The sequence below is a fragment of the Rhizobacter sp. SG703 genome (assembly GCF_012275445.1).
Lineage (GTDB): Bacteria > Pseudomonadota > Gammaproteobacteria > Burkholderiales > Burkholderiaceae_C > Rhizobacter.
Window position 1 is genome coordinate 416,748 of the sequence record NZ_JAAZQK010000007.1, and the last position, 13,606, is coordinate 430,353.

The following is a 13,606-nucleotide window of genomic DNA, read 5'->3' on the forward strand; positions in this document are numbered from 1 at the left end:
TTAAAACTTGTAGCGCAGCCCGGCGTAGATGGCCGTCTCGCCGTCGAGATCGACCGAGGTCAGCGTCGTGCTGTTGGATTTGACGGTGAGACGGCGCGCGCCGACGGTGGCCGTGGTGTGCGGCGACAGCGTGCGCGAGCCCTCGACGCGCAGCGAATACTGCGTCGTGTAGCGGCCGAGGTTGGTGCCGCCCAGCCCTTCGATGCGCGAGCCGTCGCCGATCACCGTCAGCGTGGTCAGCGGCCCGAGCTTGTAGTCCCAGCCGAGCGACGCCGATTTCTGCTCGGTGTCGTACGACGGGTCGGGGATGTTGGTCTGGCCGGCCATCTGCAGCGCCTGCTGCTTCAGGTAGCCGACCTGCAGGTAGATGCGGTTGCGCCGGCCTTGCAACGCGGCCTGGAAGCCGGCGCTCTCGCGCAGCTGCGCCACCACCGAATACAGTGCGGCCGGGTTGATGCCGCCGCCCACCGGCACCGGCGACGCGCTGCCGGGCGGCAGCACGCTGTTGTCCGGGATGCCCTGGCTCGACACCGTGCGGCTGGCCTGCAGGCCGATCGTCGTGGTCGCCGAGTTGTGGGCGTAGACGGCGTCCCAGCCGTTGCCGAAGTAGCGGTGCTCGACCGTCACGCGCAGGTTGCTGCGCTCGTCGGGCCGCCAGGTCACGCGGCCGCCGTACAGCGTGTCGGTCGGCGTGTCCGCCAGCAGCGAGGTCTTCTCGCGCCCGCCGACGATGCCCAGCACCAGCTGCGGCTGCGGTTGCCAGTTCAGCCACAGCCGCGCCTCGCGCGTGCTGAGCGTCTGGCCCTGCGTGAAGTCGTCGCTCTCGTCGTGCGCCTTGATTTCGATCTGCAGCCCGAAGCTGCGCGGCGCGCGCTCGTACGAAACGATCTTGTCCAGGCCCTTGGTGGTTCGGGTCTGCTTGGTCAGGAAGTCGGTGATCCGCGCATGCGTGTAGTCGACGCGCGCCAGCATCGAATCGAGCTCGTTGAAGCGGTGCATCAGGTACGGGCTCAGCTCGTAGCGGCGGCGCGGCTCCAGCTTGTACGAGGTGGCGGCTTCCGGGCGCGTCGCGTACGGGTCGTCGAAGGTCGGGTCGATGCGGTACCAGGCGTCGAAGTAGGCCCAGTCCTCGACCAGCTTCGACGCGAGGTCGACGCGGGCGCGCGGCAGCAGCCGCGCCGGCTGGCTGTCGTTCAGGTAGCTCAGCCCGCTGACGGCCGCATTGCCGCTCAGCGTGATGCGCGGACCGCGACGCTCGAACACCACCGACGGCTGCACCTCGAGCACCGTGTCGCTCTGCTTGACGCCGAGGTCGGGCGTCGCGTTGTCGGTGTGGACCAGCCGCGAATCGATCGCGAACTGCACGCGCGTGGCCGGCGGCGGGCCGGCCGGGGCCGACGCCGCGGCGGCGGCCGACGGCGCCGAGATGCTGCCGAACGCGCCGGTGCCGGCCGGTGCGGCGGTGGCGGCCGTGCCCGGCGTGCCGGGTGCCACCACCGGTGCGCCGGCGTACTGCCCCCACGCGCCGAACGCGCAGCCCAGCAGCGGCGCTGCCAGCAGGGCACGGGCGGGGCCGGTGGGGCCGGTGGGGCGGAGGATCCGTCGGCTGGCGCGCACGTCGTTCAAGTCCGGCGGTATTGAGGGTAGCGTTCGTAGCCGGCCGACGCACGCTGGCTGGTGGCCTTGTTCAGCACGCACCACACGGTCTCGCAGGCCTCGACATCGGCGAACGCGCGCGCGACCGAACTCTGCGCGGTCTTCTGCGCCTGCACCACCATCAGCACCTGGCCCATGCGGGCGGCCAGCACGCGCGATTCGCTGGTGGCCAGCAGCGGCGGGCCGTCGAAGATCACGATGCGGTCCGAGTAGCGATCGGCCAGGTCGGCCAGCAGCCGTTCCATCGCGACGCTGGCCAGCAGCTCGGTCGACTGGTCGGTCGGACGGCCGGCCGGCAGCAGCGACAGCTTCGGGATGTTGGTGCGCATCAGCACCTCGGACAGGTCGAGCGACGGCTTGGTCAGCACGTCCAGCATGCCGAGTTCGGCCTCGACGCCCAGGCGCGACATCACCGACGGCCGCACCACGTCGGCATCGACCAGCAGCACCGAATGGTCGACCTCCATCGCGATGCTCATCGCGAGGTTGATCGCGTTGTAGGTCTTGCCCTCGCCCGGCAGCGCGCTGGTCACGAAGATCAGGTTGCCGCCGGCCTTGCCGGCCTCGCGGGCCGCCTGCGCATGCTCGATGATCGGCCGCTTGACGGCGCGCAGCTCCTCGGCGAGGCCCATGCGCGGATCGTCCGGCGTCAGGTAACCTTCGGCCGCGAGGCGGCGCAGGTCGATCTGCACCTCGCGCGAGCGGGCGTTGGTCGGCGCGCGGTCGGCGCGCGTCGGCCGGGCGACGGTGCGCGGCGCGAGCTCGATGGGTTCGGCGACCGGGGTGCGTGCAGCCGGTGCCTGCGGCGCGAGGCCGGCCGGCAGCGTCGCGGTGCCGGCGCCAGTGACAGGACCGAAGCCGGGCTCGGTGGCGTTCGGCGCCCAGCTCGGCACGTCGATGCCGGCGCGGCGCAGTTCCTCGAGGCGACGGGTGGCTTGTTCGATGATGCTCATGATGAGGCAGTGATCCGGGTTTCAATCGACCAGTTCGACCCGGCTGACCCACGCGGCGCAAGCCGCCGTGGCCATCCAGCGGACGCCGCGGAACCGCCTTCGCCGGGCCGCTGGCGGCGCCCCCTGGAGGGGGAGACGCCGAAGGCGTTTCGGGGGTGGTCCATGTCTAGTGGGGCTGGATGCCGCCGGCGAGCAGGACGATCCAGGTCACGTTCAGGGCCATGAACACCACCATCGCGCCGGACAGGCGGATGAGGTCGAAGCGCTGCGCGCGCTCGGCGGCCAGCGACAGATGGCGCGACACGGTACCCAGCACCGGGCGCTTCGCGAAGGCCTGCAGCGCCTCCTGCGTGTCGAAGGTCGGGTAGAGCTTGCCCATGCCGAACGCGGCCGCGCCGCCGGCGGCCAGCGCGAGGATCATCGCGACCACCGCGAGCACGGTGCGGTCCGGGAACGCGGCCTTGGCCGGCACGCGCGGCGGCTCGACGAGGCGGTACTCGGCCATGCTCTTCGACTGGTCGATCTTCAGGCCGAGCGACGCCGCCTCGCGGCGCGACACCAGCATGTCGTACTGCTTGCGCATGATGTCGTAGTCGCGGTTCAGCTGTGCCAGTTCGGCCTCGGCCTGCGGCACGCGGCTCGCGGTGGCCTTGACCTGGTCGAGGCGCTCCTGCTGGCCGCCGAGCTGGCTGCGCAGCGACGCGACATTGGCTTCGGCCTCGGCCAGCGCAATGCGCAGGCGCTGGTACACCGGGTTCGACGACGCGACGCGGCCGCCGTTCTTGGCCGCCGCCTTCGCGCGCTCGGCCTCCTGCTGGCGCTTCTGCGCCTCCAGCTGGCCGATCATCCGGCGCGCCGCGACCACGTCGGGGTGCGCATCGGTGTAGCGGCGCAGCAGGTCGTCGAGCGAGCGGCGTTGCGCATCCAGGCGCGAATCGATCTCGGTCTGCATCGCCATCGGCACCGCCGGCGTCGGGGCATCGACAGCCACGTTCGGCTCTTCGTTCGACAGCTCTCGCTTCAAGGCATCGCGCGACTGCTCGGCGGCGGCCAACGTCATGCGCAGCTTGCCGACTTCGTCGGTCAGCGCCGACATGCGGGCGAAGTAGTCCTGGCCCGACACGCCGGAGACGCCGAAGTTGCGCAGCTTGAAGTCCTTCACGCGGTTCTCTGCCTCGACCAGCTTGACCTCGTAGGCCTTGATCTGCTCGTCGATGAAGCGGCTCGCGTCCTGCGAGTCGCGCTGCTTCGAGTCGTTGCCGGAATCGATGAACAGGTTGACCAGCCCGTCGACCACCGCCTTCGCGCGGTTCGGGTCGCCGTCGCGGTAGCTGATCAGGTACAGGTTGCCGCCGCTGTGCTCGATCTTGATGCGCGCGCTCAGGCGGTCGATCGCCTGTTCGCGCTTCAGGTCGGTCAGCGTGCCCAGGCCGACGCCCGGGTCGCTCATCAGGCGCTCGATGTTCGGGCGCGACAGCAGCGTCTTCGCGAGCATGCGCACCTGCTGGTCGAGATCGGGCTGGAACGCGAGGCCGGCCATCAGCGGCTTCAGCACCGACTGGGTGTCGACGAACAGCTTCGCGGTGGCTTCGTAGCGGTTGGGGATCACCCACACCAGCAGCGCCAGAACGACGGCGGTGGCCCAGGCGACGGCCACCGCCAGCCAGCGGCGCTGCCAGATCGTGCGCAGCACGATCGAGATCTGACGGGTCAACTCATTCATCTTGAAGCTTCTGGAGGGGCCGGCGACCTGCGGGGCCGGGCGTCGGCGGAATGGCCCCGGTCGGAACCGGATCGATCAGAACCAGCTCTGCGGCACGATGATCACGTCGCCGGGCTTGACGTCGACGTTGGCCGAGATGTCGCCGCGCTTGATCAGGTCCTTCAGCCGCACGCTGTACTGCTTGCCCTGCTCGGTGCCACGCACCAGCACGGCGGCATTGCCGTCGGCGAACTCGGTCAGGCCGCCGGCCTGGATCATCACGTCGAGCAGTGTCATGTTCTGGCGGTACGGCACCGACTGCGGGCGGGTCGCCTCGCCGATGATGCGGATCTGCTCCGAGAACGAGCCCTGGAAGTTGTTGACGACGACGGTCACGACTGGGTCGCGGATGTACTTGCCGAGCTTGGCCTCGATGTCGCGCGCCAGGTCGGCCGGGCTGCGGCCGGCCGCGAGCACGTCCTCGACCAGCGGGGTCGAGATGCGCCCGTCGGGCCGCACGGTGACGGTGGACGACAGATCGGCATTGCGCCACACGACGATGTTGATGCTGTCCAGCGCACCGATCAGGTAGCGGTGGTCCGGCGTCTCGGCCACCTTCGGCGCCGGCGGCAGGCCGCTCAGGCTGCCGCAGCCCGCGAGCACCAGGCCGATTGCGGCGGCAGCGGCCCATCCCGACAGTTTCTTGAGGTTCATTCTCGGATTCCCTTGTTGTTTCGGCGCTGCGGGGCTCAGTGAGCACCTTCGCGGAAGAGGACCACGCTGACGGTCTCGATCAGCACCAGCAGGTCCAGCACCAGCGAGTTGTTCTTCACGTAGTACAGGTCGAACTGGTGCTTGCGGCGCGCGTCGTCGACCGACGCGCCGTAGCTGTAGCGCACCTGGGCCCAGCCGGTCACGCCCGGCTTGATGCTGTGGCGCACGTCGTAGAACGGGATCTGTTCCTTCAGCTGCTTGACGAAGCTCGGGCGCTCCGGGCGCGGGCCGACCATGCTCATCTCGCCGCGCAGCACCGACAGCAGCTGCGGCAGTTCGTCGATGCGGGTCTTGCGCATGAAGGCGCCGACGCGCGTCACGCGCGAATCGTTCTTGGTGGCCCAGACCGCGACGCCGTCCTTCTCGGCATCGGTGCGCATGCTGCGGAACTTCATGCACATGAACGACTTGCCGCCGAGGCCGACGCGCTCCTGCTTGTAGATGATCGGGCCGCGCCCTTCGAGGCGGATCGCCAGCACCGCCAGCAGCATCACCGGCGACGCGATCAGCAGCAGGAACGACGAGCTCGCGATGTCGAACATGCGCTTCAGCGCCATGCGCAGGCGGCCCTGCACGAAGCCCTGGCCGTAGACCAGCCAGCTGGCCTTCAGGCTGTCGATCGGCACCTCGGACTTGGCGCGCTCGTAGAAGCCGGCGAGGTCGACGATGGGCACGCCGCGGATGCGGCAGGCGAGCAGCTGGTCCATCGGGACGCCGCCGCCGCGTTGTTCGCGCACCGCGACGATCACCTCGTCGATCTGGTGGTCGCGCACGATGTCCTCGATCGACAGCTCGCGCGAGAACACGCGGTGGCCGCGCAGGCTCGCGACCTGCAGACCGGAGGCGGCGTCGGATTCGGTCGGGAAGAAGCCGGCGACGTTGCGGCGCAGGCGCTTCATCGTCATCAGGTCGCTGGCGACGCTCTGCGCTTCGGCGCCATTGCCGACGATCAGCACCTTCGGGATGGTGGCCATGCGGCTCATCAGGTACATCGCGCCGCGCACCAGCACCAGGCCGACCAGCAGGTACAGCACGGCCGAGGTCATGATCTGCACCGCATAGCCGCCGTTGGCCATGCTGTCGAGCACCAGGTAGGTCACGTAGGCGCCGACGACCAGCGCGGCCAGCGTGCGGCGCAGCATCGCGGCGAAGCCGATCGGGGTCGGGCGGTACAAGCCGGCGAAGGCGTACAGCAGCGACATCACCATCGCGAAGCCGCTGGCGAACAGGAACAGGTGGGGGACCGTCAGGCCGGCCGGCGCGTCCTGCACGCCGGGCAGGATGTGGACCGACGAGGCGGCCAGCACGATGGCGAAGAAGCACAGCAGTCCGTCGGCGATCATCCCGAACAGGGTGGCCACCGAGACATGCAACTGAAACACCTTCAACATGACGCTCATCCTTCAGAACTGCCTCCCGGGGGGTGCCGCCGATCTCTTCGGCGTGCTGCGCGGGACGCAAGCAGATGGCGCGGATTGTCAGTACAGGTGGACCGGCCCCCAATCCTCTAAACGGGGGCCCACCCCCGTGAACAGGGGGGCGGCAGCGAGCGTCAGCTCAACATTTGATGCCGACGTGCAACGCGACGATGCCGGCGCTGAGGTTGTGCACGTCGACGTGGCCGAAACCGGCGGTCTTCATCATCGCCTTCAGCGTCTGCTGGTCGGGATGCATGCGGATCGATTCGGCGAGGTAGCGGTAGCTGTCGGCATCGCCGGCCACCAGCTTGCCGATCTGCGGCAGCGCCTTGAACGAATACCAGTCGTAGAACTTCTCCAGCGGCTTGGCCACCTTCGAGAACTCCAGCACCAGCAGCCGGCCGCCCGGGCGCAGCACGCGGCACATCTCGGCCAGCGCGCGGTCCTTGTGGGTCATGTTGCGCAGCCCGAACGCGACGCTGACGAGATCGAAGCGATCGCTCACAAACGGCAGCTGCTCGGCATCGCAGATCGCGGTCGGCAGCACCAGGCCCTGGTCGAGCATGCGGTCGCGGCCGTGGCGCAGCATCGCCTCGTTGATGTCGGTGTGCACCACCGTGCCGCGCTCGCCGACCTTCTTCGCGAACGCGCCGGCCAGGTCGCCGGTGCCGCCGGCGATGTCGAGCACCGCATCGCCTTCGCGCAGGTTCGCGACGGCCACCGTGTAGGCCTTCCAGGCCCGGTGCATGCCCATCGACAGCACGTCGTTCATCAGGTCGTACTTGGACGCGACCGAGTCGAACACGCCGCGCACGCGCTCGGCCTTGCGGGTCTCGTCGACGGTCTCGAAGCCGAAATGGGTGTTGCTCATGGGGGTCAGTCCGTCCGTCGCAGTCAATGGTGGTGGCCGCAGGCCGACGCGGTCTTGTCGGGCATCGGCGTGTCGCGCGTGGCACCGGCGGCCTGCAGCCGCGCCTCGTACTGCTGCCACAGCTCGGCCTCCTGCGAGCCGAGGAAGTAGAGGTAGTCCCACGAGAAGATGCCGGTCTGGTGGCCATCAGAGAAGGTCGGCTGCACCGCGTAGTTGCCGACCGGTTCGAGCGCCGTGAGCGTCACGTCGCGCTTGCCGGTCTGCAGCGTCTCCTGGCCCGGGCCGTGGCCCTTGACCTCGGCCGACGGCGAGTAGACCCGCATCAGCTCGAACGGGATGCGGAAGCTGCGGCCGTCGGCAAAGGCCACCTCGAGCACGCGCGATTGCTCGTGCACCGTGATCGCGGTGGGTTGCGGGGTCTGGGCAGTGAGGCCGGCCATGGGGAATCCGAGTGTAGGAGGGTTCAGGCGCCGGCCGACAGCGCGGCGGCCACGCGTTCGTCGAGGCCGGCGAGCTCGGCGGCCAGGCGCTCGGCGGCGGGCGGCTGCACCTCGCGCTGGCGGGTGCCCCAGATGGGTTGCGGGAAGTGGCTGTCCCAGTCGAAGCGCGCGATGACGTGCCAGTGCAGGTGCGGTACCAAGTTGCCCAGCGCCGCAAGGTTGACCTTGGTCGGCGCGAGCGCGTCGCGCAGCACGCGTTCGACGGTGGCGACCAGCGTCATCGCATGGGCGCGGGCGGCGGCGTCGAGGTCGGAGAACTCGGCCACGTGCTGGCGCGAGACGACGCGGTAGAAGCCGGGGAAGGCGGCATCGGCGATGCGGATCACGCGCCAGGCATCGTCCTGCCAGACCAGCGCGCCGCCGCTGTTGCGGCACAGCTCGCAGCCGGCGGCGGGTTGGTCGGGTCGCAGGAAGTCGGTGAGCATCGGCGCATTATCGGCGGGCCGATAACATCCAGGCTTCCTCTAGAGAACGAGACATGCCGTGATGACTTCTGCGCTGACACGCCGCCACTTCAACATCGCCCTCGCCGGGGCGCTGACCGCGGCCGGCCCGGCCCGTGCCGACGTCTGGCCCTCGAAGCCGATCCGCTGGGTCGTGGCCTATCCGGCCGGCGGCGGCTCGGATTTCCTCGCGCGGCAGCTCGCGCCGCAGCTGGGCAAGCAGCTCGGCCAGACGATCATCATCGACAACCGCCCCGGTGCCGCCGGCATGATCGGCACCGACAACGCGGCCAAGTCGCCGCCGGACGGCTACACCATCGTCACCGGCGACAACGGCGCGATGGTCTTCAATTCGGCGATGTACAAGAAGGTGCCGTACGAGCCGAAGGACCTGTCGCCGGTCGGCTTCATGGCGCGCTTCCCGCTGATCCTGGCGGTGAACCCGAACGCCGGCTTCGCGAGCGCGCAGCAGCTGCTCGACACGATCAAGAAGAACCCCGGCAAGTACAGCTACGCGTCGCCCGGCATCGGCAGCCCGCACCACCTGGCGATGGAGCTGCTGAAGGACCGCACCGGCAGCTTCGTCGTGCACGTGCCGTACCGCGGCACGGCGCTCGCGGTGCAGGACGTGATCTCCGGCCAGGTGCCGATGATGGTGCTGGACACCGCAGCCGGGCTGCCGCAGATCAGGGGCGGCAAGGTGAAGGCGCTGGCGGTGATGTCGAAGAAGCGCATCGCCTCGCTGCCCGATGTGCCGACGCTCGACGAGCTGGGCATCAAGGATTTCGAGGTGACCGCGTGGCAGGGCCTGTTCGTGCCGCACGGCACGCCGGCCGAGATCGTCGCGCGGCTGACGCAGGAGATGCACAAGGCGATCGCGACGCCGGAGGTGAAGGCGCGGCTGGAGGAGTTCGGCCTGGAGGTCGCGCCGACCGACGGGCCGGCGCTGGCACGCTTCGTCCAGCAGGAGACGACGTTCTGGCATGCGCTGATCAAGGAGCGCAAGCTCAGCGCTGACTGAAACGCCGGCAACCACCGTTCGGGCTGAGCCTGTCGAAGCCGGCAAATCACGCGGGCGGTTCGACAAGCTCAACGCGAACGGGGGGCATCGGTTCCCATCGCAGGCTTCGACAGGCTCAGCCCGAACGGGAGTGGGTCACCAGCGCCCGGGCCCGGAGTGCGCGCACCTACACCAGCACGCGCTCGATCCCGCCGTCGTTCGCCATCTCCACGTACGCCGGCATCCAGTCCGCGCCGAGGATCTTGTTGGCCATCTCGACGACGATGTAGTCCGCTTCCAGCAGCCCGTTCTGCAGGTCGTTGCCGTAGCGCGACAGCCCCTGCAGGCAGCTCGGGCACGAGGTCAGGATCTTCACCGGCCCCTCGGCTGCCACGCCGGTCGCGCGCAGCTTGGCCTCGTCGCGGCGCAGTTCTTCTTCCTTGCGGAAACGCACCTGCGTCGAAATGTCGGGCCGCGTGACGCCCAGCGTGCCGCTCTCGCCGCAGCAGCGCTCGCTCTTCAGCACGCTCTCCGGCCGGTCCCCGCCGACCAGCGCCTTCACCGTCTTCATCGGCTCCTGCAGCTTCATCGGCGAGTGGCAGGGGTCGTGGTACAGGTAGCCGGCGCCCTGCGTCGCATCGAGCGTGATGCCCTTCTCCAGCAGGTACTCGTGGATGTCGATGATCCGGCAGCCGGGGAAGATCTTGTCGAACTGGTAGCCCTGCAGCTGGTCGTAGCAGGTGCCGCAGCTCACCACCACCGTCTTGATGTCGAGGTAGTTCAGCGTGTTGGCCACGCGGTGGAACAGCACCCGGTTGTCGGTGATGATCTTGTCGGCCTTGTCGAACTGCCCCGAACCGCGCTGCGGGTAGCCGCAGCACAGGTAGCCCGGCGGCAGCACCGTCTGCACGCCGGCATGCCACAGCATCGCCTGCGTCGCGAGGCCCACCTGCGAGAACAGCCGTTCCGAGCCGCAGCCCGGGAAATAGAACACCGCCTCGGTCTCGGCAGTGGTCGCCTTCGGGTTGCGGATGATCGGGACGTAGTTCTTGTCCTCGATGTCCAGCAGCGCCCGCGCGGTCTTCTTCGGCAGCCCGCCCGGCAGCTTCTTGTTGATGAAGTGGATCACCTGCTCCTTGATCGGCGCGGTGCCCACCGTCGAGCGCGGCGCGGCGGTCTGCTTCTTCGCGAGGCCGCGCAGCAGGTTGTTGGCCGCGCGCTGCGCCCTGAAGCCCACGTCGACCATCGCGCCGCGCAGCAGCTTGATGGTCTCCGGGTTGGTGGCGTTGAGCATCATCATCGCCATCTTGTTGCCGGGGCGGAAGCTCTTCTTGCCCATCTTGCGCAGCAGGTTGCGCATGTTCATCGACACGTCGCCGAAGTCGATCTTCACCGGGCACGGGCTCAGGCACTTGTGGCACACCGTGCAGTGGTCGGCCACGTCCTCGAACTCCTCCCAGTGCTTGATGCTGACGCCGCGGCGCGTCTGCTCCTCGTACAGGAAGGCCTCGACCAGCAGCGAGGTCGCGAGGATCTTGTTGCGCGGGCTGTACAGCAGGTTGGCGCGCGGCACATGCGTCGCGCACACCGGCTTGCACTTGCCGCAGCGCAGGCAGTCCTTGACCGACGCGGCGATCTCGCCGATGTCGCTCTGCTGCATGATCAGCGACTCGTGCCCCATCAGCCCGAAGCTCGGCGTGTAGGCGTTGGTCAGGTCGGCCTTCAGGCGCACGCCGCCGAAGCTCGCGTCGCGCAGCAGCTTGCCCTTGTTGAAGCGGCCCTCGGGGTCGACGCGCTGCTTGTACGCGGTGAAACCGGCCAGTTCGTCGTCGGTCAGGAACTCGAGCTTGGTGATGCCGATGCCGTGCTCGCCGGAGATCACGCCGTCGAGCGAGCGCGCCAGCTTCATGATGCGCGCCACCGCCTCGTGCGCCGTCTGCAGCATCTCGTAGTTGTCGCTGTTGACGGGGATGTTGGTGTGCACGTTGCCGTCGCCGGCATGCATGTGCAGCGCCACCCACACCCGGCCGCGCAGCACGTCCGCATGGATCTTCTGGCAGGCGTCGACGATCGGCGACAGCGTGGCCCCGGCAAAGATGCCCTGCAGCGGCGTGCGGATCTGCGCCTTCCACGACGCGCGCAGCGTGTGGTCCTGCAGGTCGTCGAACAGGGTGACCCCGCGGTCGGGCTGCACCTGATCGAGGTTCGACAGCCAGTGCGACCACAGCGCGCGCACCTCGCGCAGCAGCACCAGCGCCTGCTGCACCCGGTCTTCGAGCAGTTCGGCCGATGCGATCTGGTTCGCGTCGTCGCTCTTGCCGAGCGGCAGCTGCCCGGCGACGAAGAAGCCTTCGAGGGCGTCGACCAGCGCCAGCTTGTTGCGCAGGCTCAGCTCGATGTTGATGCGCTCGATGCCGTTGGTGTACTCGCCCATGCGCGGCAGCGGGATCACGACGTCTTCGTTGACCTTGAACGCATTGGTGTGCCGGCTGATCGCCGCGGTGCGCTTGCGGTCGAGCCAGAACTTCTTGCGCGCCTCGGCGCTGACCGCGACGAAGCCTTCGCCGGCGCGGCCGTTGGCCAGCCGCACCACCTCGCTGGTGGCGCGTGCCACCGCGTCGGGGTCTTCGCCGGCGATGTCGCCGACCAGCACCATCTTCGGCAGGCCGCCGCGCTTGCTCTTGGTCGCGTAGCCCACCGCCTTCAGGTAGCGGTCGTCCAGGTGCTCCAGCCCGGCCAGGATCGCGCCGCCGGGCTTCTTCGCTTCAGCGAACATGAAGTCCTTGATCTCGACGATAGCCGGCACCGCGTCCTTCGCGTTGCCGAAGAACTCCAGGCACACCGTGCGGGTGTGTGCCGGCATCTTGTGCACCACCCAGCGCGCACTGGTGATCAGGCCGTCGCAGCCTTCCTTCTGGATACCGGGCAGCCCGGCCAGGAACTTGTCGGTGACGTCCTTGCCCAGGCCTTCCTTGCGGAAGGTGCGGCCCGGCACGTCGAGCCGTTCGGTGCGTTCCAGGACCTTGCCGCTGGCGTCGAAGTACTTCAGTTCGAAGCGGGCGACGTCGACGTCGTGGATCTTGCCCATGTTGTGGTCGAGCCGCACCACCTCCAGCCACTTCGCGTCGGGCGTGACCATGCGCCACGAGGCCAGGTTGTCGAGCGCGGTGCCCCACAGCACGGCCTTCTTGCCGCCGGCGTTCATCGCGATGTTGCCGCCGACGCACGAGGCCTCGGCCGAAGTCGGGTCGACCGCGAACACGAAGCCGGCGCGTTCGGCCGCATCGGCCACGCGCTGCGTGACGACGCCGGCCTCGGTCCAGATGGTGGCGACGTCGCGGTCCATGCCGGGCAGGCGCAGGTGCTCCACCTCGGTCATCGCCTCGAGCTTCTCGGTGTTGATGACCGCGCTGTTCCAGGTCAGCGGCACCGCGCCGCCGGTGTAGCCGGTGCCGCCGCCGCGCGGGATGATCGTCAGCCCGAGTTCGATGCAGGCCTTCACCAGTGCCGCCATCTCGGCTTCGGTGTCGGGCGTCAGCACGACGAACGGGTATTCGACGCGCCAGTCGGTCGCGTCGGTCACGTGCGAAACGCGCGACAGCCCGTCGTATTTGACGTTGTCCTTCGCGGTGTGGCGGCCGAGCGCGCGGGTGGCCTTGCGGCGCAGCGCGTCCATCGCGTCGAACTGGTCGGCGAACGATTGCACGGCCTTGTGCGCAGCGTCCAGCAGCTCGCCGACGGAGGCGTCGCGCTGCGCGTCGCCGTCGGGCGTGCGGCGGGCCTGCACCTCGCGCAAGCGGTGGTTCAGCGCCTCGATCAGCAGGCGGCGGCGGCGCGGGTTGTCGAGCAGGTCGTCCTGCAGGTAGGGGTTGCGCTGCACGACCCAGATGTCGCCGAGCACCTCGTAGAGCATGCGGGCCGAGCGGCCGGTCTGGCGTTCGTCGCGCAGGCGGTCCAGCAGCTCCCAGGCCCGCGACCCCAGGATCCGGATCACGATCTCGCGGTCGGAGAACGAGGTGTAGTTGTACGGAATCTCGCGCAGGCGGGGGGCCTGGTGCGCGGCGGTCGCCGCGGCGATCTGGTTCAACGGGATAGGTGCGTTCATGGGGGCCAGGCAGCCTGCTCGCCTGTGGGGCACTTGGTCGCAAATGGTACCTCAGTGCCCTTTTTCGCTCGCTTCGCAGGCGCAGGACGGCGGGCACTCCGGGGCGGGACTGTCCCCCGCCGGCAGACTGCCTCGCGGCAGTCCACCGGCTCCTCCTTTACGTCCCTCCCCGAAGCACCCGCCC

Annotated in this window: 10 protein-coding genes; 1 reads left to right on the forward strand and 9 read right to left on the reverse strand. The window is 69.0% G+C overall.

Going from position 1 to position 13,606, the window contains the following annotated elements; all coding sequences use genetic code 11:
- From FHT26_RS17435 to FHT26_RS17470, 8 genes are all read right to left on the reverse strand, one after another.
- A complete protein-coding gene (locus tag FHT26_RS17435; protein ID WP_168561365.1) occupies nt 1–1,617 on the reverse strand; it encodes a TIGR03016 family PEP-CTERM system-associated outer membrane protein in 1,617 nt (538 codons plus the stop codon).
- A gap of 5 nt (nt 1,618–1,622) precedes the next feature.
- Entirely contained in the window at nt 1,623–2,609 is a 987-nt protein-coding gene (locus tag FHT26_RS17440) for an XrtA-associated tyrosine autokinase (protein WP_168561366.1), read from the reverse strand.
- A 166-nt stretch (nt 2,610–2,775) separates the two neighbouring features.
- Entirely contained in the window at nt 2,776–4,332 is a 1,557-nt protein-coding gene (locus FHT26_RS17445) for an XrtA system polysaccharide chain length determinant (RefSeq protein ID WP_168561367.1), read from the reverse strand.
- Nucleotides 4,333–4,407: 75 nt separating this feature from the next.
- The gene (locus tag FHT26_RS17450) at nt 4,408–5,025 is read right to left on the reverse strand and encodes an XrtA/PEP-CTERM system exopolysaccharide export protein (protein ID WP_168561368.1); all 618 of its coding nucleotides are present in this window, start codon (nt 5,023–5,025) and stop codon (nt 4,408–4,410) included.
- A 35-nt stretch (nt 5,026–5,060) separates the two neighbouring features.
- Nucleotides 5,061–6,476: a TIGR03013 family XrtA/PEP-CTERM system glycosyltransferase gene (locus FHT26_RS17455; protein ID WP_168561369.1), complete on the reverse strand. Its 1,416-nt coding sequence runs from the start codon at nt 6,474–6,476 to the stop codon at nt 5,061–5,063.
- 166 nt (nt 6,477–6,642) lie between these two features.
- Nucleotides 6,643–7,374, reverse strand: coding sequence for a bifunctional demethylmenaquinone methyltransferase/2-methoxy-6-polyprenyl-1,4-benzoquinol methylase UbiE (gene ubiE, locus FHT26_RS17460; RefSeq protein WP_056812651.1), 732 nt, complete (start codon nt 7,372–7,374; stop codon nt 6,643–6,645).
- A 23-nt stretch (nt 7,375–7,397) separates the two neighbouring features.
- Entirely contained in the window at nt 7,398–7,814 is a 417-nt protein-coding gene (locus FHT26_RS17465; RefSeq protein WP_168561370.1) for a gamma-butyrobetaine hydroxylase family protein, read from the reverse strand.
- 23 nt (nt 7,815–7,837) lie between these two features.
- Nucleotides 7,838–8,299, reverse strand: a complete 462-nt coding sequence (locus FHT26_RS17470; RefSeq protein WP_168561371.1) for an HIT family protein — start codon at nt 8,297–8,299, stop codon at nt 7,838–7,840.
- Nucleotides 8,300–8,360: 61 nt separating this feature from the next.
- Between FHT26_RS17470 and FHT26_RS17475 the strand changes: the two genes are divergently transcribed.
- Nucleotides 8,361–9,338, forward strand: coding sequence for a Bug family tripartite tricarboxylate transporter substrate binding protein (locus tag FHT26_RS17475; RefSeq protein WP_168561372.1), 978 nt, complete (start codon nt 8,361–8,363; stop codon nt 9,336–9,338).
- A 166-nt stretch (nt 9,339–9,504) separates the two neighbouring features.
- On the opposite strand, the gene FHT26_RS17480 is transcribed toward FHT26_RS17475, so the two are convergent.
- Nucleotides 9,505–13,422 (reverse strand): DUF3683 domain-containing protein, encoded by a 3,918-nt coding sequence (locus tag FHT26_RS17480; RefSeq protein WP_168561373.1) that lies wholly within the window; start codon nt 13,420–13,422, stop codon nt 9,505–9,507.
- Nucleotides 13,423–13,606: the final 184 nt, after the last annotated feature.